Below are 21,188 nucleotides of genomic sequence, written 5' to 3' on the forward strand. Positions count from 1 at the left end.
ATCATGACAGCGCCGGTGCACAAGCCCGAGGTGGTTCGTGAGTACGGGATGACGGGGCACTCCGGACGTGACTACCGCACCGAACCGGGGACGCCGATCAGGGCGACCTTGGCCGGCGTGGTGGTTCAGGTCGAGCCGGAGCGGGTCGCGGTCGAGTCGAACGCGATCTGGCATCTGTACGACGGCCTGTCGGAGCTCACGGTCAGCCAGGGGGAGACCGTGGAGACGGGGGATCGGCTCGGTGTCGCCGCTGGATCGCGACTGCACTACGAGGAGCGGGTGGCGCCGTACCAGGCCGGTGACCAACGCAAACCGCAGTTCGATTTGCACACCAACGCCTGGATGCGGGTCGTAGCGTCGGACGGGTCGGCCGAGGAGGGAGCGACCGAGCCGTCCGGCACTACCGTGGATTCGTGATCGCGCCGTTCCACACCGCCAGACTGGCCATGCTGCCGCTACGGATCGAGTACGCCGGGGAGATGGCGAAGGTACTGTCCGACCCCGGCCTCTACACGTTCACCGGTGGTGAGCCACCGACCGTCGAGACGCTGGAAGCGCGCTATCGCCGCCAGCTCGCCGGACCGGGCCGACCGGGCGAAGAGTGGCTCAACTGGGTAGTCCGGCACGAAGACGAGCTGATCGGGTTCGTGCAGGCGACAGTGATCGCCGGTACGGCGGAAATCGCCTGGGTGATCGGGACCCGCTGGCAAGGCCACGGCTACGCGAAAGAGGCCGCAGTGGGCCTGGTGGACTGGCTCAACACGCAGCAGGTCATCGCCCACGTGCACCCGGATCACACTGCGTCGGCTGCGGTCGCTGCGGCCGCGGGACTCATCCGCACCGACCAGCTGGACGACGGTGAGTACCTGTGGAGCAAAAAGAACAGGCCCGGCTGAAAAGCCGGGCCTGTCAGTATTACTGGGTTCAGACGGGGCGAACGTTCTCCGCCTGCAGGCCCTTCGGGCCCTGCGCTACGTCGAACTCGACCTTCTGGTTCTCCTCGAGGGAGCGGAAGCCGTCCGTCGCGATCGCCGAGTAGTGCACGAACACGTCGGCGCCGCCGCCGTCCTGGGTGATGAAGCCGAAGCCCTTTTCGCCGTTGAACCACTTCACTGTTCCGCTGGCCATGATCTGCTCCTTCTGTGGGGCCTACGAGCCCGGCGGATGCCGGATCCCGGGTTGCCGCAACCAGCCCTCCCAGATCGGACCAACGGTCCTGATATGAGAAAAACGCCCGGCGGATTACTGATCCGCGGGCGCTTCGAAACGAACGTGGAACTGCAAAACTGCAACCGCGGAAAACCCTAGCACGCTCAGTCGACCACCAACCACCCATCGCCACTCTGTGTGTCGCACTCCTCGACCACCGCCCGCCACCTCACCTGGCCCGTCCTGCCAACACAATGGGGGCGTGACCGTAGCTTTCGAGGCTCAGGCGGCGCCGTACCGGCGGGAGCTGCTTCATCACTGCTATCGGATGTCTGGATCGATTCAGGACGCGGAAGACCTCCTGCAGGAGACTCTGGTGCGCGCCTGGCGGGCCTTTGATCGGTACGACGAGACACGTGCGTCGCTGCGGACCTGGCTGTACCGGATTGCCACAAACACCTGCTTGAACGAGCTGGAGAGCCGCAACCGCCGCCCTCTGCCGTCTGGACTCGTTGCGCGGGGTGAGGATCCAGAGGGTGCGCTCGTCCGGGGTGAAGAGGTCCCGTGGTTGCAGCCGTTCCCGGACGACCCGGCGGACGTGGTCGGGAAGCAGGGGAGTCTGCGACTCGCTCTGATTGCCGCACTGCAGTTTCTACCGGCCAAACAGCGCGCCGTGCTGATTCTGCGCGAGGTGCTGGACTGGTCCGCCGCCGAGATCGCTGCGGAGCTCGAGCTCACCCCGGCGGCGGTCAACAGTGCGCTCCAGCGCGCCCGGGCGAAGCTGGCGGACACCGGCTTGGCGGAGGACGACGTACTGGAGCCTGACGATCCGCGGTCGCGGGAGATTGTCGACAAGTACATCGTGGCGTTCGAGGCGGCGGATGTGGCTGCGTTCGCCGAGCTGCTCACCGCCGACGTCATCCTCGAGATGCCGCCGTTGTACAACTGGTACGCCGGTCGCGACGACCACCTGCGGTTCGTGGCGCGGGTCTTCGACCTGCGGGGGACGGACTGGCGCGTGGTGCCGATCGGGGCGAACGGCCAGGCCGGCATCGCGGTGTACCGCGGTGAAGGTGGCGTCCATCGCCTGCATACGATGCACGTCTTCACGATCACCGCGGCCGGCATCACCCACAACCGCGTCTTCCAGAACCAAGCCGTCTTCGCCGCGTTCGGGCTAGCTCCGAGCCTCTGACCGCTCGTACGTCGTCAGTAAGGCTTGGCCGATCTGGACCGTGGAGACCAGGTCCAGGTTGACCGGGGCGTCGGCGGCCGGGAAGAGGTGCTCGCCCGTGCCGACGACGGTCGGGAATGTCATCAGGCGGTACTCGTCGACCAGGTCGGCCGCCTGTAGTGCGTGGACCACGCTGAGGCTGCCGACCACGACGACGTCGCGCGACTCCTTCGCCGTACGGACAGCCGCAACGAGGTCACCGTCGATCAGGATCGAGTTGTTCCACCCGGAGACATCGGTCAGGGAGTTCGACGCGACCAGTTTGGCGATCTTGGTCATCCGGACCGAGAAGTCGTCCTCGCGGGTCGAGAACAGTCCGCCGAGGAGTTGCCAGGTGGTGCGCCCGTACACCATCACGCCGGTGTCCAGGATCGAACCGAGCCGGAACTTGTCGCCCGAGACCGGCTCCGGCCCATAGCGGAACGCCCAGCCGCCGGCCCGCGTGCGGCCGGAGCCGTCGGGGTCGGTGACGATGCCGTCGAGGCTGATGAACTGACTGACGATGACGCGGCCCATGATGCGCTCCTTGGTCGGTGTGAACGAGCTTTCGCCAGTACATACAGACGGGCTCGCCGCGATTCATCGGTCCGCACAGAACTTTTTCTGCGGGCTGAAAGCGGCGAGCGCTTGCCGGGGGTGTGATCTTGACCGCATTCGGGCTCCCGCCTACTGTATGCGGTATACCAAACCTCCACGGAAGGCGGGACACCCATGAAGGTTGCGGTTCTCGGCGCGGGTGCGATCGGTGCGTACGTCGGCGCGGCCCTGCATCGTGGTGGCACCGAGGTGCATCTGATCGCCCGCGGTGCTCATCTCCAGGCCATCCGGTCGCACGGGGTTCGCGTCCTCAGCCCGCGCGGCGACTTCGAGGCCATGACGCCGGCCACCGACGATCCGGCCGAGGTCGGGCCGGCCGACTACGTCTTCCTCGGCCTCAAGGCGAACTCGTACGCGAGCGCCGGCCCGCTGATCGAGCCGCTCCTGCACGACAAGACCGTCGTCGTCGCCGCGCAGAACGGCATCCCCTGGTGGTACTTCCACGGCCTCAAAGGCCCGTACGAAGGACGCCGGGTCGAGTCGGTGGACCCGGGAGGCTCGGTGACCCGGGTGCTCGACCTCGATCGCGCTGTCGGCTGCGTCGTCTACTGCTCGACCGAGCTGGAAGGCCCAGGCGTCGTACGGCATCTCGAAGGCACCAGGTTCTCGATCGGTGAGCCGGGTGGCGGAGTCACGGAGCGCTGCACGGCGTTCAGTACGGCGATGGTCGCCGGCGGACTGAAGTGCCCGGTCGAGCCGGACATCCGCAACGACATCTGGATCAAGCTGCTCGGCAATGCCGCCTTCAACCCGATCAGTGCGCTCGCGCGGGCCACGATGGTCGAGATCGCCACGCACCAAGGCACCCGCGCGATGGTCCGGCTGATGATGGAGGAGACGCTGGAGATCGCCCGTGCCGTCGGAAGTCACCCCGAGATCTCCGTCGACAAGCGAATCAACGGCGCCGAGAAGGTCGGCGAGCACAAGACCTCGATGCTGCAGGACCTGGAGAAGGACAAGCCACTCGAGCTGGACGTCATCCTCGCCGCGGTCGTCGAGCTCGCCGATCTCACCGGCACCAAGGCGCCCACCCTGCGCGCGGTCCACGCCGTCGCCGACCTCCTCGCCACCAAGATCGGCACACCGGTGGCCACCTGAGCCAGGTGGGTCCGGCCACAGCGACGCCGGACCCACCTGTTCCACCTCCCGCAGAACCGCGATGATGACGTCAACATGTCTACACTGCGGCGCAGGGAGGAGATGCCGATGCCGACGCAGCGATCACCGGTACGGCGGCGCGGCCCGTCGATGGCGGACGTGGCGAGGCTCGCCGGGGTCTCCGGACAGACGGTCTCGCGGGTGGCGAACGACCGGCAGAACGTCGATGCCGCGACCCGGGACCGGGTCCGTGCGGCCATGCGCGAGCTCGGGTACCGGCCGAACAAGGCGGCCCGCGCGCTCCGCAGCGGCGAGTACCGCAGCATCGGCGTGATCGTCTTCGAGCTGTCGACGATCGGAACGACGCGCTCCCTGGAGGCGATCGCCACGGCGGCCACTGTGAGCGGCTACGCGATCAACCTGGTGCCGGTGCTGGATGTCACCGAGCACGCGATGACCGACGCGTTCACCCGGCTGGGGGAGCAGGCGGTCGACGGCGTCATCATCCTGATCGAGGCACACTCGGCCGGCGTGATGGTGCCGGACGGGCTGCCGGTGGTCGTCGTCGACACCAGTGCGCACTACGACTACCCGATTGTCGACAGCGACCAGGCGCAGGGCGCACGTCTGGCGACCGAGCACCTGCTCGAGCTCGGCCACCAGACCGTGTGGCACGTGGGCGGATCGCCGACGTCGTACGCCGCTCAACGCCGGCGGACCTCCTGGGAGCAGACCTTGCTCGATCACGGTCGCGAGGTGCCACCGGTGCTGGACGGTGACTGGTCGGCGAGCTCCGGGTACGACGCCGGCCGGCGGCTGGCCGCCGACGACAAGGTCACTGCGGTCTTCGTGGCGAACGATCAGATGGCGCTCGGACTGCTGCGGGCGCTGTACGAGCACGGTCGCGCCGTACCGGAAGATGTCAGCGTGGTCGGCTTCGACGACATGGAAGAGGCGGCCCACTTCTGGCCGCCCCTCACCACCATCCGCCAATCGTTCGCCGAGGTGGGCCGCCGCGCCGTCGATGCCCTCCTCAGCGAAATCAAGGCCGGCGAACACCACCACACCCCGGTCATCGTCCCGACCGAGCTGGTCGTCCGCCGCAGTACCGCCCCGCTAAACCGCGACCGCTAGCACTGCACGCATCAGGTCGGCGGTCTCGGTGGGCGTCTTGCCCACGCGTACGCCGGCAGCCTCCAGCGCCTCCTGTTTTGCGGCCGCCGTCCCCGACGAACCGGACACGATCGCGCCCGCATGTCCCATCGTTTTGCCTTCAGGAGCGGTGAAGCCGGCGACATACCCGACGACCGGCTTGGTGACGTTCTCCTTGATGAACGCGGCCGCGCGCTCCTCGGCGTCACCACCGATCTCACCGATCATTACGATCGCGTCGGTCTCGGGATCGTCCTGGAACGCCGCGAGCGCGTCGATGTGCGTCGTACCGATGATCGGGTCGCCGCCGATGCCGATCGCCGTCGAGAAGCCGAAGTCCCGCAGCTCGTACATCATCTGATAAGTCAGCGTGCCCGATTTCGACACCAGCCCGATGCGGCCAGGCCCGGCGATATCGGCGGGGATGATGCCCGCGTTGGCGCGGCCCGGGCTGATGATGCCCGGGCAGTTCGGCCCGATGATCCGCGTGGTGCCCGACGCCTGGGCGTGTGCGAAGAACGCGGCGGTGTCATGCACCGGCACGCCTTCGGTGATCACGACCACCAGCGGTACGCCGGCATCGACAGCCTCGATCACAGCACCCTTGGCGAATCGAGGCGGCACGAAGACGACCGACACGTCCGCCCGGGTGGCCTCGACTGCATCGGCGCAGGAGCCGTAGACCGGGATCGAACGCTTCGCGAAGTCGACCGACCGGCCGCCCTTGCCCGGTGTCACCCCGCCGACGATATCGGTGCCTGCGGCAAGCATTCGGCTCGTGTGCTTCTGTCCTTCGGACCCGGTCATGCCCTGCACGACGACCCGGCTCTGTTCGGTCAGGAAGATTGCCATTCTCGTCCCTTTCAGTTCTCGGCAGCCAGTTCGGCGGCGCGAGCGGCCGCGCCGTCCATCGTGTCCACCACGGTCACCAGCGGATGGTTGGCCTGGGCAAGGATGCGCCGGCCCTCGTCGACGTTGTTGCCGTCCAGCCGGACCACCAGCGGCTTGTCCGCCTTGTCGCCGAGCAGTTCGAGCGCCTGGACGATCCCGTTCGACACCGCGTCGCACGCGGTGATTCCGCCGAAGACATTGACGAAAACGCTGCGGACCTGCGGGTCGGACAGGATGATCCCGAGTCCGTTCGCCATCACCTCGGCCGATGCGCCACCGCCGATATCGAGGAAGTTGGCCGGCCTCACGTCGTACGACGATCCCGCGTATGCGACCACATCGAGGGTCGACATGACGAGTCCGGCGCCGTTCCCGATGATCCCGACCGAGCCGTCCAGCTTCACGTAGTTGAGGCCCTTGGCGTGGGCAGCGGCCTCGAGCGGATCGGCGGCCGCCTTGTCCTCGAAGCCCGCGTGATCGGGATGCCGGTACGACGCGCTCTCGTCGAGCGTCACCTTCCCGTCCAGCGCTTCGAGCGAACCGTCCGCCAGTTTGACCAACGGATTCACCTCGACCAGCGACGCATCCTCCGCGATGAACACCGCCCACAACTTCCGTACGACGTCGTCGGCACCGGCCGGGAATCCGGCCGCCGCGACGATCTCGGCCGCCTTCTCCGCGTCGACCCCGACCGAAGGATCGATGGACACCTTGGCGATCGCGTCCGGATTCGTGTGCGCGACCTCCTCGATCTCCACGCCGCCCTCGGTGCTGGCGATGCACAGATAGGAGCGGTTGGCCCGGTCGACCAGGAACGACAGGTAGTACTCCGCGGCGATCTCCGCGGCCGGTGCGAGCAGGACGCGATGCACGGTGTGGCCCTTGATATTCATGCCGAGGATCTCCCCGGCCTTCTCCACCGCGTCGTCGGGCGTCTTCGCCAGCTTGACCCCGCCGGCCTTGCCGCGGCCGCCGGTCTTGACCTGCGCCTTCACGACGACGCGTCCACCCAGGTCCTCCGCAGCGGCTGCGGCCTCGGCCGGATCCTCGATCACCCGGCCGAGCGCCACCGGGACGCCATGGCGGGCGAAGAGCTCTTTGGCTTGGTACTCCATCAGGTCCACGGGGGCCTCCCGGCATCGATCTGCTTTCAGGCGACTGTATGCGGTATGCAATCTGGTCACAAGAGGCCGACCGCAACACTCCAGGTCTGGACAGCGGTAGCGCGGAGGAGTACCACAGACTTCATACGGTATGCAGTAGTCAGGAGGCGCGCCCATGAACCACGTGATGCCCAGCCGGGATGTACGTGACGTCTACGGCCGGCGGTACCGCATCGGAGAAGAAGCCCACGACCTGACCGGCCACTCCCGTCGCTGGCAGCTGTGGGCCGCGTGGGCGTGCATGGTCGCCATCAGCCCACTGCAGTACTCGTTCGGCACCGCCGCTCTCGGCCTGGAGTCGAACCGTGGTTGGGGCACCGCGCAAACCATGTGGCTGCTTGCGGTCTTCGTTGCATGTCAGGCCCTCGTCGCGATCCCGGCCGCCTGGCTCCAGCGTGTACGACGTGCCACGCCCACCCAACTGGTCGTCGTCGGCGGAGTGCTCGCCGCGATCGGCCTCGCCACGCTCGCCCACGTGCACAGCTATGGCGGTGTCTTGATCGGCTACGCGCTCCTCGGCGGGACCGGCGCCGGCCTCGTCTACGCCGCGTGCATCACCACCTCGGCCCGGTGGTTCCCGGATCGGCGGACCGCCACGATCGGGTTCGTCACGGGCGGTTTCGCCATCGGCGCCGTACCGAGCATTGCGCTGTTGACGATCTTCCAGGACAGTCAGCGGATCGTCTTCGATCTGACCGCTCTGGTCGCGCTGCTGGTGGTCTTGGTGGCGGGCGGTCTGCTGAAGGATCCGCCGCGGCACTGGTGGCCCGCGGAGATCGATGCGCAGTCGTGGGCGATCGACCGCAAGCTCAATCGCAACATCCCGCACAACATCCCGGCCGTCCGGCACTACCGGCCAGGGGAGGCGATGCGTACCGGCGCACTCCCGTTGATGTGGCTGATGCTCGCGATCAGTACGGCGCTCTCGCTGCTCGGCATCGCGTTCGTGGTGAGCTACGCGGTCACCGCGAGCCTGGGGGTCGCGGTGGCCGGGTTCGCCGCCGGAATGCTTGCCGCGGTCAACGGTCTCGGCCGGTCGTTCGCCGGCAACCTGTCGGACCGATTCGGCCGGCGCCGGGTGCTGGCCGCCGTACTGATGGTCGAGGGCTTCTCCCATGTCGGCCTCGTCGTGGCCGCGGAGTCTGGGGCTGCGGCGGTCTTCGTGGTGTGCGCGATGTTCGCCGGACTCAGCGGTGGTGCGTTCTACGCGATCATGGCCAACCTCGTGCTCGAGTTCTTCGGCGAGAACAGCCTGCTCCAGAACCAGGCGATCCTCTACTCCGCCAAGGCTGTCGGCGGACTCGTCGGCATCGGGGTCGCGGCCTCGCTGGTGGCGGCGATCGGCTACCGGCCGTTGTTCCTCGGCGCCGGCCTGCTCGGCGTACTGACGGCCTTGAGCGTGCGACTCCTCAAACAACCGGGCCGCCCCGCCCTATCGGTCCGCCGACAACTCGGTACGCCGGTAGCCGGGCCAGGCGAGTGAGCTCGTACGCCCGGGTCCCGCGCCCGGACCCGTGCGTTATGGAACTCGTGTCCCGACTCGCCCGCGAACCGTGGACAGACCGCCCGGCCTGCGTGCATCCGGTCCTGAGTGCCGTGGCCAGGGCGGTCCACGACCACACCAGCTCGGCCGGCCGCCGGGAACTACTCCCACTGGCACCGCACTTCCTCGACACCGCACGCACCGGCTTTGAGCCCACCGCACGCCTGGTCGCGCTCTGCGTGTCAACGGCCCTGGCCAGCGGCGAGCTGACCCATGACGAACGCGATCGACTGGCGGGTGCGCACCAAACAGCCCTTTATTTATTGGGTTCTGCCGACGAGCCCGCGGGTCTGGCGGGGTGGTGGTTGCCGCTGCTCGGCCGACTCAGGCGGAGCGAACCGTTCTACCGCACGTTTGTCGCGACCGAACAGGCCGCGGAAGCGATCGCGGTCACCGCCCGAGCTGCGAACGGTGACCGCGACGTACGACTGAGAAGCCTGGTCAAACAGTGCCTGTCAGTTCATGGTGCCTTGCGACCGGGAGCGCCCACACCCTCGTGATCGACGTCCCCGGCGCCCCACAACCCGTGGTCGGTGTCGTCGTCGGGGATGACCACCAGCTCGTACCGCGGCGGCGGACCGACCTGTTGCTCGAGCCTGCGCAGGTCCGTCGAACACCGGTCGAGGTCGTCCAGCAACCGCAGCACGTCGAGGTGCGGGCCAAGCTGATTCCTCAACGCCATAAGGGATTTCTCCAACGCCAGCACGGCCTGGCGGGTCCGGTCGAGGTCGTCGTGGATGGTCATCACAGCCTCCTGGTCACGAGCTCTGGACAACTACCGGGGCGTGGGTTAAGACTACGACTACACCATACGGTATGCAATCTACACAGCTCGTTGCACCGATAGACAGAAGAGCCACGCCGGGCGATCCCCCGGCCCTCCGAGGAGATGACTGCAGATGGCGCAGACAGTGTCGGAATCCCAGCCCGTCGTACAGGTCAAGGAGCAGGACCCAACGACGATCTCGGGTGGTCACCTGGTCGCGAAGGCCCTCAAGGCCGAGGGAATCGACGTGATCTTCACGCTCTGTGGCGGTCACATCATCGACATCTACGACGGGTGTGTCGACGAGGGCATCGCGGTGGTCGACGTACGGCACGAGCAGGTCGCCGCGCACGCGGCGGACGGGTACGCGCGGATCACCGGCAAGCCCGGCTGCGCGGTCGTCACCGCCGGCCCCGGTACGACGGACGCCGTCACCGGAGTCGCGAACGCGTTCCGGGCCGAGAGCCCGATGCTGCTGATCGGCGGCCAGGGCGCGCTGAACCAGCACAAGATGGGGTCCCTGCAGGACCTGCCGCACGTCGACATGATGACGCCGATCACGAAGTTCGCGGCGACGGTGCCGCACACCGCACGGGCCGCCGACATGGTCTCGATGGCGTTCCGGGAGTGCTTCAACGGCGCTCCCGGCCCGTCGTTCCTGGAGATCCCGCGCGACATCCTGGACAACTCGGTGCCGATCGAATCGGCCACCATCCCGGAGGCCGGTCGCTACCGCGCGTCCACCAAGAGCATCGGTGACCCGGCGAGCATCGAGGCGCTGGCCGACCTGCTCGTCCGGGCCGAGAAGCCCGTCGTACTGCTGGGCACACAGGTCTGGACGTCGCGCGGCAGCGAGGCGGCGACCACGTTCGCCCGGACGCTGGACATCCCGGTGTTCATGAACGGCTCGGCCCGCGGCACGCTGCCGCCCGGCGACCCGCACCACTTCCACCTGTCCCGGCGATACGGGTTCAACAACGCCGACCTGATCCTGATCGTCGGTACGCCGTTCGACTTCCGGATGGGCTACGGTCGCCGGCTGCCGAAGGGCGCAACCGTGGTCCAGATCGACATGGACTACCGCACTGTCGGCAAGAACCGCGACATCGACCTCGGCCTGGTCGGTGACCCGGGGGCGATCCTGGCGGCGGTCACCCAGGCGGCGAGCGGCCGGCTGCAGAAGACGGATCGCAAGGCCTGGTTCGCGGAGCTTCGCGCCGAGGAGGACGCGGCGTACCAGAAGCGACTGCCCAAGCAGCTGTCCGACGCGAACCCGATCCACCCGCTGCGGCTGGCGCACGAGATCAACGAGTTCCTCACCGAGGACTCGATCTACATCGGCGACGGCGGCGACATCGTGACGTTCTCCGGTGGCGTCGTCCAGCCGAAGTCGCCCGGCCACTGGATGGACCCCGGCCCGCTCGGCACGCTCGGTGTCGGCATCCCGTTCGTGCTCGCGGCGAAGTACGCGCGACCCGACAAGGAGGTCGTCGCGCTCTTCGGTGACGGCGCTTTCTCCTTGACCGGTTGGGACTTCGAGACGCTGGTCCGCTTCAAGCTCCCGTTCGTCGGTGTCGTCGGCAACAACTCGTCGATGAATCAGATCCGCTACGGCCAGGAGGTCAAGTACGGCCACGACCGCGGCCGGATCGGCAACACGCTCGGCGACGTGAAGTACGACGAATTCGCCAAGATGCTCGGCGGGTACGGCGAAGAGGTCCGGGACCCGAAGGAGATCGGGCCCGCCATGCAGCGGGCGCGCGAGTCCGGGCTGCCGTCGCTGATCAACGTCTGGGTCGACCCCGACGCGTACGCCCCCGGAACCATGAACCAGACCATGTACAAGTAGAGGGGACCCGACATGAACGAGCGAAGCGAGTTCATCATTCAACGCAGTCCGACTCGTGCCTCATCCGCGCACGGAGCGAAGCGAGTACGTGGATGAGTTCGGCCCTCGAGGGTGTCCGTGTACTCGACATGACCCATGTGCAGTCCGGACCGTCCTGCACCCAGATCCTGGCCTGGCTCGGCGCCGACGTGATCAAGCTCGAAGCGCCGACCGGAGACATCACCCGCCAGCAGCTGCGCGACGTCCCGGACGTCGACAGCCTCTACTTCACGATGCTCAACTGCAACAAGCGCAGCATCACGCTGAACATGAAGTCCGAGCGGGGCAAGGAGATCTTCACCGACCTGGTGAAGAACTCCGACATCCTGGTGGAGAACTTCGCTCCCGGCGCGATCGACCGGATGGGCTTCACCTGGGAGCGCCTGCAGCTGCTCAACCCCGAACTGATCTTCGCCTCGATCAAGGGCTTCGGCCCGGGCCGCTACGAGGACTTCAAGGCCTACGAGGTGGTCGCCCAGGCGATGGGCGGGGCGATGAGTACGACCGGATTCGAGGACGGACCGCCGACCGCGACCGGAGCGCAGATCGGCGACTCCGGCACCGGGATCCACCTGGTCGCCGGCATCCTCGCCGCGCTGTACCAGCGGACGACCACCGGCAAGGGCCAGCGGGTCACGGTGGCGATGCAGGAGGCCGTGCTCAACCTGAGCCGGGTGAAGCTGCGCGACCAGCAGCGGCTCAGCCACGGCCCGTTGCCCGAGTACCCGAACGACAACTTCGGCGACGAGGTGCCGCGGTCGGGGAACGCATCCGGCGGCGGGCAGCCCGGCTGGGCCTTGCGGTGCTCGCCGGGCGGGCCGAACGACTACATCTACGTGATCGTGCAGCCGCCCGGCTGGGCCCCGATCGCCACCCTGATCGGGAAGCCGGAGCTGGCCGACGACCCGGACTGGGCGACGCCGGCCGCACGCCTGGACAAGCTCGACAAGATGTTCGCGCTGATCGAGCAGTGGACCGAGCAGCACACGAAGTTCGAAGTGATGGACAAGCTCAACGCGCTGAACGTGCCGTGCGGGCCGATCATGTCCACCCGCGAACTGATCGAGGACGAGACGCTGGCCGAGCTGGGCGCGGTGGTCGAGGTCAAGCACCCGCAGCGCGGCAAGTTCAAGACGGTCGGCTGCCCGATCAAGCTGTCCGACTCCCCGGTCCAGGTCGAGACCTCACCCGGTCTCGGCGAGCACAACTCCGTCATCTACGGCGCGCTCGGCATCGACACCGCCGAACTCTCCGAACTCAAGGCCGCCGGCGTCATCTGATCCTGAACTGGAGCTCTCGCAATGACCTATGACAAGGCAGCAGTCCGGACCATCCTCGACCAGGCTCTGGCGGACGGCCGTACCTCGCTGAGCGCACCCGAGGCCAAGTTGGTCGCGGACGCCTACGGCATCCCGACCCCGGGAGAGGGGCTGGCCACGACTGCCGAGGGAGCGGCCGGTCTCGCGGCCGAGATCGGCTTCCCCGTCGTACTGAAGATCGTGTCGCCGGACATCCTGCACAAGACCGACGCCGGCGGTGTGATCGTCGGGGTGGACTCGGAGGAGGCCGCGCAGAAGGCGTTCCAGGCGATCGTCGACAACGCGTTGGTCTACAAGGCCGACGCGGAGATCGTCGGAGTCCAGGTGCAGAAGATGCTCGTCACCGGCGGTGACGTGCAGGAGGTCATCATCGGTGCGGTCACGGACCCGACGTTCGGGAAGGTGGTCGCGTTCGGGCTGGGTGGCGTCCTGGTCGAGGTGCTGAAGGACGTCACCTTCCGCCTCGCCCCGCTGACGGCGGACGAGGCCCGAGCGATGGTCGACGGCATCAGCGCCCGCGAGATGCTCGAAGGCATCCGCGGCGCGGAGCCGGTCGACAAGGACGCGGTCGGTGACCTGATCAAGCGGCTGTCGGACCTGGTCACGGACTTTCCGCAGTTCGCCGAGGTCGACCTGAACCCGGTGCTCGCCGGGCCGGACGGCTCCACCGCGGTGGACTTCCGGATCATCGTGGACGCCGAGGCCGGCAAGCCGGTTGAGCGCTACAGCCAGGAGCAGATCCTGACTGCGATGAACCGGATCATGAAGCCGCGGGCCGTTGCCGTGATCGGAGCCTCGAACGAGGACGGCAAGATCGGCAACTCGGTGATGAAGAACCTGGTCAACGGCGGGTACGCCGGGGACATCTACCCGGTCAACCCTCGTGGCGGGGAGGTGCTCGGGCTGAAGGCGTTCCCCAGCATTCTGGATGTGCCGGGTGACGTGGACGTCGCGGTGTTCGCCGTACCGGCCAAGTTCGTCGCCGGGGCGCTCGAGCAGTGCGGCCAGAAGGGCGTCGCGGGCGCGATCCTGATCCCGTCCGGCTTCGCCGAGACCGGCGAGCAGGAGCTGCAGGACGAGGTCGTTGCCATCGCCAAGAAACACAACGTCCGGATCCTCGGCCCGAACATCTACGGCTACTACTACCTGCCGGAGAGCCTCTGCGCGACGTTCTGCACGCCGTACGACGTGCGCGGGTCCGTTGCCCTCTCGTCGCAGTCGGGCGGGATCGGGATGGCGATCCTCGGGTTCAGCCGGTCCAGCCGGATGGGGGTCTCCGCGATCGTTGGGGTAGGCAACAAGGCCGACATCGACGAGGATGACCTCCTGACGTTCTTCGAGAACGACGACAACACCAACCTGATCGCCATGCACCTTGAGGACCTGAAAGACGGCCGGGCCTTCGCCGAGACGGCGGCCCGGGTGTCCAAGAAGAAGCCGGTCGTCGTGTTGAAGGCCGGCCGTACCTCCATGGGCGCGCGCGCCGCGAGCTCGCACACCGGCGCCCTGGCCGGCGACGACAAGGTGTACGACGACATCCTGCGCCAGAGCGGCGTGGTTCGGGCCCCGGGGCTGAACGACATGCTCCAGTACGCGCGCGGGATCCCGCTGCTGCCGACGCCCAAGGGCGAGAACGTCGTGATCATCACCGGCGCGGGCGGTTCCGGCGTACTGCTCTCCGACGCCTGTGTCGACGCCGGCCTGACGCTGATGGAGATCCCGGACGACCTGGACGCGGCCTTCCGCACGTTCATCCCGCCGTTCGGTGCCGCCGGCAACCCGGTGGACATCACCGGCGGCGAACCGCCCTCGACGTACCGGAACACCGTGGCGCTCGGGCTGGAGGACGAGCGGATCCACGCGCTCATCCTGGGCTACTGGCACACGATCGTGACGCCGCCGATGGTGTTCGCGAAGCTCGTCGCCGAGGTGGTCGAGGAATACCGGGCCAAGGGCATCGACAAGCCCGTCGTCGCCTCATTGTCCGGTGACGTCGAGGTCGAGGAAGCCAGTCAGTACCTGTTCGACCACGGTGTGGTCGCGTACCCGTACACCACCGAGACGCCCGTCCAGGTGCTCGGTGCCAAGTATCGCTGGGCCCGCAACGCGGGTCCGCTCGGTTCGTAGCGAGGGAGGTTCGGTCAGCGGGGGAGTATCCATCCAGCGAGTTGGCGTCGAATAAAGGAGTCCGCCTTGGACGTCACGAGCAAGACCTCAGAAGTACCAGAAGAGCCCGCCGCGGCCGCCGTGACCGAGAGGGTCTGGCACGCGGGCCGGCTCGAACCGATGCCGATCCGGAAACTTCCGGACGCTCCGCCGTCGATGCACATTCTCGGTCCGACCGTGTTCCTGGTCGCACTGGGTGTCGGCATGGGCGAGTCCTACATGTGGCCCCGGCTCGTCCTGGTGTTCGGACCGGATATCCGCTGGTTGTTCATGGTCGGTGTGACCCTGCAGGCGTTCGTCCTGCTGGAGATGGCCCGGTACGCGATGGCGACCGGGGAGAGCATCTTCTTCGGCGCGGCGCGGATCTTCAAGCCGATCATGTGGTTCTTCTACGTTGCGGCGATCCTGATCTACATGTGGCCGGGCCATCTGTCCGCGGGCGCGGCCGCCTTCGAGGAGATATCCGGCATCCCCTGGCAGGTCACCGCGTGCGTGGCTCTGGTGTTCGTCGGTGTGCTGTTCAGCATGTTGTCGGTGATCTACAACTTCCTCGAGAAGCTGCTCGGCCTGCTGATCGGCGTACTGGTCGTCGGTACGTCGGTGATCGCGGCCATCGTCGGCAATTGGGACGACCTCGGCCGGACGCTGTCCGGGATGTTCGCGTTCGGGTACTTCCCGCACGAGGCGATGACGTCGGTCTGGTTCCCGGTCGTGGTCGGATCGATCGCCTTCGCCGGCCCGTCCGGTATGCAGCAGATGTGGTACACCCTGCAGCTGCGCGACAGCGGGGCCGGCATGGGTGCGCACATCCCGAAGATCCGTGGCCTGCGGGCCGAGGGCGAGGCGGAGTCGATGCCGTCGCGCGGGTTCATGTTCGACACCGAGGACCCCGCGGAGATGGCGAAGTGGAAGGGCTGGCGCAAGTGGGTCACGTTCGACGCGATCCTGCTCTTCTGGGGGATCACGATGCTGGTGACGATCTCGTTCACCGTGCTGGCCATGTCGGCGGCCCGGCAGAACCCGAACGTCGCTTCGCTGATCGAAGGCGGCGACCGCGACGCTGCACTGAAGGCGATGTCCGACGCCTTCGCCGCGGCCGGTAGCCCGATCCTGGGCACGCTGTTCTTCGCCTTCATCGCGCTCATCGGCCTGAACGCGACGCTGGGCCTGTTCGACTCGTTCTCTCGCGGCCAGGCGGACATGACGTACTACTTCGTCCCCGGAGCCAAACGGTTCTCGATGTCGAGGCTGTACGCCGGGTTCCTGTGGGGCGTCATCGTGTTCGGCATCCTGATCCTGCTGTTCGGTCCGGCCGACGGTCCGGCCGGGATCCTGGACACGCTCGCCTTCCTGTCCACCTTCGCGATGGGTGCCTACTGCATCGTGTTGCTGCTGACGAACAACATGCTGCTACCGAAGAAGATCCGGCCCGGTCCGATCCGCAACGTCATCATCGGGTTCGGCGCGGTGTTCTACCTGGGCATGTTGTTCTACTGCCTGTTCCGCTTCGGCGTGGCAGTGGGCTGACATGACTACCGATCTGAAACAGCTCGCCGAGTACTCGGCGCCGGCCGCCGCGGTAGGCCTCCTGGCGGGGATCATGGCCGGTGGGCTGGCGGCGTTCGTCGGTCAGCCGCTTGGGTGGGCCGTGGTCACCGGCCTCGGCCTCGCCGTCCCACTCGTCCTGTTCGGTGCCGGGTACGCCGTACTGGTCGCGCTGAAGAAGGTCCCCGCCGGAGTGTTCGCGCCGGCGGCGGTCTACTGGGCGATCGGCTTCCCGCTCGCCCTGATGGTCCACGCGGTCGTGACCGCGTGGGTCGTCACCGGTACGCCGAGCCTCCCGCCGGAACCGTGGAAGTTCCTCGCCTTCCGGGCCCTGGTCAGCATGGGCTTCGCGATCGGCTTCCTCTGGCTCCACGAACAAATCGGCCGCCACTGGTGGCCACGCATCCTCGACCACAACCTCTACGCACGCCGCACGGTGGAGCAGTACGTCCACCTGGCAACGGCCCTGGAAGCCCGCAAAGCCGCCACCGGCCGCGGCCGCAAGAAACGCGTCGCCTGATTCCCCTGCGTTGCCTGATTCCCCTGCCAGTCGCCCCGCAACCCGACTCGGGTTACGGGGCGACTGTCTTGGGAGAGACGCTTTTTGCGTAGTGGGTCAGGGCGGTTCGGATGGCGTCGTAGGGGGCCGGGGAGCGTTGGGCTCGGGCGGTGATCATTGCTCCCTCGACTGCCGCGATGACGGCGTTCGCGAGCGTGCGGGCGGTGGGGCGGGCGACGCCGAACGCCACGAAGTGGTGGGCGAGGCGGTCGACCATCTCGGCGAATGAGTGGCGGCTTGCTTCGGCTACTTCGTCCGAGTCCTGGGCGCCGCCTTCGAGCACCAGGGGAGCGATTCCGCAGCCGCGGGTGTAGTGGCTGGCCACCATGCCTTTGCGCCCGAGGTCGACGTAGTTCTCGACGAGCTGGGTCGCGCTGTCGGCCTGCTCGGCGGCCCGGTCGATGATCTCGACCTGCTCGTGGGCGTGTGCCGCGGCCGCCTCGATCGCCAGCGCCGTCTTGCCGCCGGGGAAGTGGAAGTAGACCGAGCCACGCGGGGCGCCGCTGAGCTCGAGCACGTCGGAGAAGGCCGTCGCGTTGTAGCCACGCTCACGGATGAGCTGCTTGGCGGCCTGCACCATCTTCTGTTTCGCGTCGGACCGTCGTCCCATCGCCATGCCGTCCTCTTGCCTGAAATATGCCTGCCGACATACTACCAGGCCGCTCCGGGAGCCTCAAGTGGCTGAAAATTCGCGGTGCGCGGGATGTATGATGACCTACATAGTAAAGCGGTCGACGGTGAACGCCGGCCCTGGAGAGGAATGGTCATGCCCTTCGTCGACATCTCAGTAGTCCGCGGCAAGTCGCCCGAGTACCTGCACGCCCTGTCCCGCGCGGTGCACGACGCGCTGGTCTCCGAGCTCGCCATGAAGCCGGATGACGACTTCCAGCTCATCCACGAGTTCGAGGCGGGCGCGATGGTGTTCCCGACCGAGTTCCGAGGCGGTCCGCGATCGGCGGACTGGACCCTCGTCCGGATCACCGACGGCCTCGACCGCGGCGTACCGGCCAAGCGTCGGTTCTACGCGGAGCTCGTGCGCCTGCTCAGCATCGATCCAGGCATCAGCCCGGCGGACGTGTTCGTGATGATGACCATCACGCCACCCGAGAACTTCTCCTTCGCCGACGGCATCATCGGGACCGACATCGTCGCGGCCGAGGCGCTCGACGCTTCTGGCTCCCGTGAGGTCTACACGAAGGGGGAGCTGGCCTACGCGATCACGGAGCTGTTCGCGCACAAAGACAGCAGCCGCATCCTCCCGATGCTCCGGGACGACTTCGTCATGTCGCTACCCGACTCACTGCCGTACGGCGGTGAGTACAAGGGACGCGACTCGTTCAAGGACTTCTTCGCAACGACACCCGGTGGCACCGAGACGTGGGAATCGTTCAGCAGCCACGTCGACCAGGTGATCGAGGCCGACGGGCATTTCGCCGTACAGCTGACCAACACCGCCGTACCCAAGGCGACGGGTGTCCCCGTGGTCTTCCACAACCTCTGGCTGTTCGAGATCACGAACGGCCGTGTCGCCGGCACCCGCCTCTACGCCGACACAGCCCAACTCCGCCCCGCGAGCTGACGACGGGTCAGTTCGTCGTACGGCGACGGCGGCGGGGAGTCGCGTCCTCGGTCGGCTCGACGGGCTCGGCGCCGGACTGGAGGTCGTGGTAGGCCTTGCGGGTGTGCTCGGTGTGTTCGCGCATGATTTGGGCGGCCTTGTCCTCGTCGCCGTCGCCGATCGCCTTGACCAGACGGTTGTGTTCGCGCCAGGAGGCGGCGCCACGCACCGGCGCGACCGGCGTGTAGTACCACCGGACGCGGCGATCCACCTGGGCCGCGAAGTCGACCAGGAAACGGTTGCCGGACATCTGGGTGATCAGGCTGTGCAGCTCGCCGTTCGTCCGGACGGTGGCGTCGATGTCGCCGGCCTCCTGGTACGCCGTGCCGACCTTGCAGAGCTCACGGAGTTTCGCCAGGTCGTCCTTCGTCGCGTGCCGGGCCGCGAGTCGCGCGGACTCCGACTCCAGGGCGGCGCGGGCCGCGAGCAGCTGGTCGACCTCGTCCTCGGCGGGGACGTGCACCATCGCGCCGAAGCCGGGGCGCAGGTCCACCCAGCCTTCGTTGTTCAGCCGCTGCAGGGCCTCGCGCACCGGCTGCCGGGAGACGCCGAGCAGCCCGGCGAGCTCGACCTCGACGAGGTGCCGGCCGCGCTCGAGGGTGCCGTCGATGATCATCTCGGTCAGGGCCTCGTAGACGGACTCGCGCAGCGGCGTCGGCCGCTTGACGTGCCGCACACCGGCCGGCTCCCCGCCCGATCCGGGGCCCGATCCTGGGCCCGCCCCTGAGCCTGTCCCTGGGCCTGTGCTGAGGGTCGTCATGAGGTCCTTCCCGGTACGGACTGGAGATACGGCACGGCACTTGGTAGACAGTCTACCAAGTGCCATGACCGAACATAGTGTTTCGCCGCGACCTGATCAGGCGGCCGACTCGTCGGCGCGCTTGCGGTCGTCGTGCTGCCGTTCGTCATCGGTGATCAGACGGGCGAGCTCGGCGTCGAGGTCCACGGGGTGGGTGAGTTCCTGCTGCAGCTCCGGGGCATCCGGGAACTGCGGGCGAGCCGCCAGAGCACCGAACCTACGAGTGAAGATCATCATTGCCCTTTCCGCCCCGGCGTTTCCGGGACCATCTTGAATTCTGCCTTCTGTATACATTCAACCAGCCGGACTCACCGGTTATGCCCGCGTCTCACGTGATCCCGGTTACGTCCGACGTGATCCGGCTTACACCCAGGCCGGGGGTTGCTGTGCAACTCGACAGGACGTATAGGCCCACTGCTCCTGATCGAGGTCGACCGCCACGCGTGCGGCCGAGCCCAGTGGACGTGTACGTCCTGTCGAGCTGTACACGGTTCGGTCAGGACTTGGTGGAGTACGAGTGCGCGCCGGTGCCGGCCAGTTGGCCGCCGTCGACGATGAGGTACTCGTCGCGGATCGGTGTACCGGCGAAGAAGGATTCCAGGATTTCGCGGGTGCCCGCGGCGTACCGGGTCTGGGCGGACAGGGACGAGCCGGAGATGTGCGGCGTCATGCCGTGGTGCGGCATGGTCCGCCACGGGTGGTCGACCGGCGCCGGCTGCGGGTACCAGACGTCGCCGGCGTACCCGGCGAGCTGTCCGCTCTCCAGGGCCCGCACGATCGCGTCCCGGTCGGCGATCTTGGCGCGCGCGGTGTTGATCAGGTACGTGCCGCGCTTCATCGTGCCGAGCAGTTTGTCGCCGAACAAGCCCTCGGTCTCGGGGTGCAGCGGCGCGTTGATCGTGACCACGTCGCAGTGCGGGACCATGTCGGCCGCGCTCGGGTGGAAGGTGAGGTTGAGTTCGCGCTCGATCGACTCCGGCAGCCGGTGGCGGTCGGTGTAGTGCAGATTCACGGCGAACGGCGCGAGCCGCCGCAGTACGGCGGTCCCGATCCGGCCGGCCGCGACCGTGCCGACGTGCATGCCCTCGAGGTCGTACGAGCGTTGCACGCAATCGGCGATGTTCCACCCGCCGTCGACGACCACCTGGTACGACGGGATGTAGTTGCGGACCAACCCGAGGATCATCATCACGACGTGCTCGGCGACGCTGATGCTGTTGCAATAGGTGACCTCGGCAACGGTCACACCGTGCTCGATCGCGGCATCCAGGTCGACGTGGTCCGAGCCGATGCCGGCGGTGATCGCGAGCTTCAGGTTCGGCGCTTTCGCGATTCGTTCCGCGGTCAGGTAGGCCGGCCAGAACGGTTGTGAGATGACAACGTCCGTGTCTGGTAGCTCGCGGTCGAGTACAGAGTCGGCGCCTTCCTTGGAGGACGTCACGACCAGCGTGTGGCCCTGGCTCTCGAGGAAGTCGCGCAGGCCGAGCTCACCGGAGACGCTGCCGAGCAAGGTGCCCGGGCTGAAGTCGATCGCCTTCGGTGTGGGAGCGGTCTGGCCGCCGGGGTAGCCGGTGATCGTGGGGATGTCGTCGCGCGCGTACGACGTCGGGTAGCCGCCGGTGGGGTCGTCGTACAGAACGCAGAGGATCTTGGCCATGGGGTGGAATCTCCTTGTTTCGAAGGGACTTCCACACTCGCCGG

General features: G+C 67.4%; 22 protein-coding genes. 13 read left to right on the forward strand and 9 right to left on the reverse strand.

Annotated elements, in window-relative coordinates; all coding sequences use genetic code 11:
• Positions 1–3 precede the first annotated feature (3 nt).
• Complete coding sequence (locus ACWF4Z_RS06445) at positions 4–417, forward strand: M23 family metallopeptidase (protein WP_452241902.1); 414 nt, start codon at positions 4–6, stop codon at positions 415–417.
• A complete protein-coding gene (locus ACWF4Z_RS06450; RefSeq protein WP_452241903.1) occupies positions 414–896 on the forward strand; it encodes a GNAT family N-acetyltransferase in 483 nt (160 codons plus the stop codon). The genes ACWF4Z_RS06445 and ACWF4Z_RS06450 overlap by 4 nt, the downstream gene beginning before the upstream one ends.
• Before the next feature lie 28 nt (positions 897–924).
• On the opposite strand, the gene ACWF4Z_RS06455 is transcribed toward ACWF4Z_RS06450, so the two are convergent.
• Positions 925–1,128, reverse strand: coding sequence for a cold-shock protein (locus ACWF4Z_RS06455; protein WP_363689463.1), 204 nt, complete (start codon positions 1,126–1,128; stop codon positions 925–927).
• Between the two features lie 283 nt (positions 1,129–1,411).
• On the opposite strand from ACWF4Z_RS06455, the gene ACWF4Z_RS06460 reads away from it, so the two are divergent.
• A complete protein-coding gene (locus ACWF4Z_RS06460; protein WP_452241904.1) occupies positions 1,412–2,344 on the forward strand; it encodes a sigma-70 family RNA polymerase sigma factor in 933 nt (310 codons plus the stop codon).
• Here the strand turns inward: ACWF4Z_RS06460 and ACWF4Z_RS06465 are convergent.
• Positions 2,327–2,899 carry a dihydrofolate reductase family protein gene (locus ACWF4Z_RS06465; RefSeq protein WP_452241905.1) on the reverse strand — a complete coding sequence of 191 codons (573 nt, stop codon included), beginning with the start codon at positions 2,897–2,899 and terminating at the stop codon, positions 2,327–2,329. The two genes, ACWF4Z_RS06460 and ACWF4Z_RS06465, sit on opposite strands and share 18 nt — an antisense overlap.
• Positions 2,900–3,094: 195 nt before the next feature.
• Here ACWF4Z_RS06465 and ACWF4Z_RS06470 point away from each other — a divergent pair, with 195 nt between their 5' ends.
• Positions 3,095–4,078 carry a 2-dehydropantoate 2-reductase gene (locus ACWF4Z_RS06470; RefSeq protein ID WP_452241906.1) on the forward strand — a complete coding sequence of 328 codons (984 nt, stop codon included), beginning with the start codon at positions 3,095–3,097 and terminating at the stop codon, positions 4,076–4,078.
• Positions 4,079–4,186: 108 nt separating this feature from the next.
• Positions 4,187–5,212, forward strand: a complete 1,026-nt coding sequence (locus ACWF4Z_RS06475; RefSeq protein WP_452241907.1) for a LacI family DNA-binding transcriptional regulator — start codon at positions 4,187–4,189, stop codon at positions 5,210–5,212.
• Here ACWF4Z_RS06475 and sucD read toward each other — a convergent pair.
• Together sucD and sucC are read right to left on the reverse strand one after the other, a co-directional pair.
• Positions 5,195–6,082, reverse strand: coding sequence for a succinate--CoA ligase subunit alpha (gene sucD, locus ACWF4Z_RS06480; RefSeq protein WP_452241908.1), 888 nt, complete (start codon positions 6,080–6,082; stop codon positions 5,195–5,197). The genes ACWF4Z_RS06475 and sucD overlap by 18 nt on opposite strands.
• Before the next feature lie 11 nt (positions 6,083–6,093).
• Positions 6,094–7,245 (reverse strand): ADP-forming succinate--CoA ligase subunit beta, encoded by a 1,152-nt coding sequence (sucC, locus tag ACWF4Z_RS06485; protein WP_452241909.1) that lies wholly within the window; start codon positions 7,243–7,245, stop codon positions 6,094–6,096.
• A 154-nt stretch (positions 7,246–7,399) separates the two neighbouring features.
• Here sucC and ACWF4Z_RS06490 point away from each other — a divergent pair, with 154 nt between their 5' ends.
• Entirely contained in the window at positions 7,400–8,767 is a 1,368-nt protein-coding gene (locus ACWF4Z_RS06490) for an OFA family MFS transporter (RefSeq protein ID WP_452241910.1), read from the forward strand.
• A 38-nt stretch (positions 8,768–8,805) separates the two neighbouring features.
• Positions 8,806–9,327, forward strand: a complete 522-nt coding sequence (locus tag ACWF4Z_RS06495) for a hypothetical protein (protein ID WP_452241911.1) — start codon at positions 8,806–8,808, stop codon at positions 9,325–9,327.
• Here the strand turns inward: ACWF4Z_RS06495 and ACWF4Z_RS06500 are convergent.
• On the reverse strand, positions 9,288–9,572 hold the full coding sequence (locus ACWF4Z_RS06500) for a hypothetical protein (RefSeq protein ID WP_452241912.1): 285 nt from the start codon (positions 9,570–9,572) through the stop codon (positions 9,288–9,290). The genes ACWF4Z_RS06495 and ACWF4Z_RS06500 overlap by 40 nt on opposite strands.
• 154 nt (positions 9,573–9,726) lie before the next feature.
• Between ACWF4Z_RS06500 and ACWF4Z_RS06505 the strand changes: the two genes are divergently transcribed.
• The 5 genes from ACWF4Z_RS06505 to ACWF4Z_RS06525 all read left to right on the forward strand — a co-directional run bounded on the left by ACWF4Z_RS06505 (position 9,727) and on the right by ACWF4Z_RS06525 (position 17,031).
• The gene (locus tag ACWF4Z_RS06505) at positions 9,727–11,442 is read left to right on the forward strand and encodes a thiamine pyrophosphate-binding protein (protein ID WP_452241913.1); all 1,716 of its coding nucleotides are present in this window, start codon (positions 9,727–9,729) and stop codon (positions 11,440–11,442) included.
• A 92-nt stretch (positions 11,443–11,534) separates the two neighbouring features.
• Positions 11,535–12,761 (forward strand): formyl-CoA transferase, encoded by a 1,227-nt coding sequence (gene frc, locus ACWF4Z_RS06510; RefSeq protein ID WP_452241914.1) that lies wholly within the window; start codon positions 11,535–11,537, stop codon positions 12,759–12,761.
• A 21-nt stretch (positions 12,762–12,782) separates the two neighbouring features.
• Positions 12,783–14,927, forward strand: coding sequence for an acetate--CoA ligase family protein (locus tag ACWF4Z_RS06515; protein ID WP_452241915.1), 2,145 nt, complete (start codon positions 12,783–12,785; stop codon positions 14,925–14,927).
• A gap of 66 nt (positions 14,928–14,993) precedes the next feature.
• The gene (locus tag ACWF4Z_RS06520) at positions 14,994–16,493 is read left to right on the forward strand and encodes an Nramp family divalent metal transporter (RefSeq protein ID WP_452241916.1); all 1,500 of its coding nucleotides are present in this window, start codon (positions 14,994–14,996) and stop codon (positions 16,491–16,493) included.
• A 1-nt stretch (position 16,494) separates the two neighbouring features.
• Positions 16,495–17,031, forward strand: coding sequence for a hypothetical protein (locus tag ACWF4Z_RS06525; protein WP_452241917.1), 537 nt, complete (start codon positions 16,495–16,497; stop codon positions 17,029–17,031).
• A 52-nt stretch (positions 17,032–17,083) separates the two neighbouring features.
• Here ACWF4Z_RS06525 and ACWF4Z_RS06530 read toward each other — a convergent pair whose 3' ends face one another.
• Complete coding sequence (locus ACWF4Z_RS06530) at positions 17,084–17,686, reverse strand: TetR/AcrR family transcriptional regulator (RefSeq protein ID WP_452241918.1); 603 nt, start codon at positions 17,684–17,686, stop codon at positions 17,084–17,086.
• 150 nt (positions 17,687–17,836) lie between these two features.
• On the opposite strand from ACWF4Z_RS06530, the gene ACWF4Z_RS06535 reads away from it, so the two are divergent.
• Complete coding sequence (locus ACWF4Z_RS06535) at positions 17,837–18,649, forward strand: tautomerase family protein (RefSeq protein ID WP_452241919.1); 813 nt, start codon at positions 17,837–17,839, stop codon at positions 18,647–18,649.
• A 7-nt stretch (positions 18,650–18,656) separates the two neighbouring features.
• On the opposite strand, the gene ACWF4Z_RS06540 is transcribed toward ACWF4Z_RS06535, so the two are convergent.
• From ACWF4Z_RS06540 to ACWF4Z_RS06550, 3 genes are all read right to left on the reverse strand, one after another.
• Entirely contained in the window at positions 18,657–19,364 is a 708-nt protein-coding gene (locus ACWF4Z_RS06540; protein ID WP_452241920.1) for a GntR family transcriptional regulator, read from the reverse strand.
• 180 nt (positions 19,365–19,544) lie between these two features.
• Positions 19,545–19,724 (reverse strand): hypothetical protein, encoded by a 180-nt coding sequence (locus ACWF4Z_RS06545; protein ID WP_452241921.1) that lies wholly within the window; start codon positions 19,722–19,724, stop codon positions 19,545–19,547.
• 259 nt (positions 19,725–19,983) lie between these two features.
• Positions 19,984–21,144: an NAD-dependent formate dehydrogenase gene (locus ACWF4Z_RS06550; RefSeq protein WP_452241922.1), complete on the reverse strand. Its 1,161-nt coding sequence runs from the start codon at positions 21,142–21,144 to the stop codon at positions 19,984–19,986.
• Positions 21,145–21,188: the final 44 nt, after the last annotated feature.

It is taken from the genome of Kribbella sp. NPDC055071 (assembly GCF_053608045.1).

Coding starts and splice junctions, on each gene's coding strand:
- ACWF4Z_RS06445 (WP_452241902.1), top strand. CDS start 4: ATGACAGCGCCGGTGCACAAGCCCGAGGTGGTTCGTGAGTACGGGATG.
- ACWF4Z_RS06455 (WP_363689463.1), bottom strand. CDS start 1,128: ATGGCCAGCGGAACAGTGAAGTGGTTCAACGGCGAAAAGGGCTTCGGC.
- ACWF4Z_RS06465 (WP_452241905.1), bottom strand. CDS start 2,899: ATGGGCCGCGTCATCGTCAGTCAGTTCATCAGCCTCGACGGCATCGTC.
- ACWF4Z_RS06470 (WP_452241906.1), top strand. CDS start 3,095: ATGAAGGTTGCGGTTCTCGGCGCGGGTGCGATCGGTGCGTACGTCGGC.
- ACWF4Z_RS06475 (WP_452241907.1), top strand. CDS start 4,187: ATGCCGACGCAGCGATCACCGGTACGGCGGCGCGGCCCGTCGATGGCG.
- sucD (WP_452241908.1), bottom strand. CDS start 6,082: ATGGCAATCTTCCTGACCGAACAGAGCCGGGTCGTCGTGCAGGGCATG.
- ACWF4Z_RS06490 (WP_452241910.1), top strand. CDS start 7,400: ATGAACCACGTGATGCCCAGCCGGGATGTACGTGACGTCTACGGCCGG.
- ACWF4Z_RS06495 (WP_452241911.1), top strand. CDS start 8,806: ATGGAACTCGTGTCCCGACTCGCCCGCGAACCGTGGACAGACCGCCCG.
- ACWF4Z_RS06500 (WP_452241912.1), bottom strand. CDS start 9,572: ATGACCATCCACGACGACCTCGACCGGACCCGCCAGGCCGTGCTGGCG.
- ACWF4Z_RS06505 (WP_452241913.1), top strand. CDS start 9,727: ATGGCGCAGACAGTGTCGGAATCCCAGCCCGTCGTACAGGTCAAGGAG.
- frc (WP_452241914.1), top strand. CDS start 11,535: ATGAGTTCGGCCCTCGAGGGTGTCCGTGTACTCGACATGACCCATGTG.
- ACWF4Z_RS06515 (WP_452241915.1), top strand. CDS start 12,783: ATGACCTATGACAAGGCAGCAGTCCGGACCATCCTCGACCAGGCTCTG.
- ACWF4Z_RS06525 (WP_452241917.1), top strand. CDS start 16,495: ATGACTACCGATCTGAAACAGCTCGCCGAGTACTCGGCGCCGGCCGCC.
- ACWF4Z_RS06530 (WP_452241918.1), bottom strand. CDS start 17,686: ATGGCGATGGGACGACGGTCCGACGCGAAACAGAAGATGGTGCAGGCC.
- ACWF4Z_RS06535 (WP_452241919.1), top strand. CDS start 17,837: ATGCCCTTCGTCGACATCTCAGTAGTCCGCGGCAAGTCGCCCGAGTAC.
- ACWF4Z_RS06545 (WP_452241921.1), bottom strand. CDS start 19,724: ATGATGATCTTCACTCGTAGGTTCGGTGCTCTGGCGGCTCGCCCGCAG.
- ACWF4Z_RS06550 (WP_452241922.1), bottom strand. CDS start 21,144: ATGGCCAAGATCCTCTGCGTTCTGTACGACGACCCCACCGGCGGCTAC.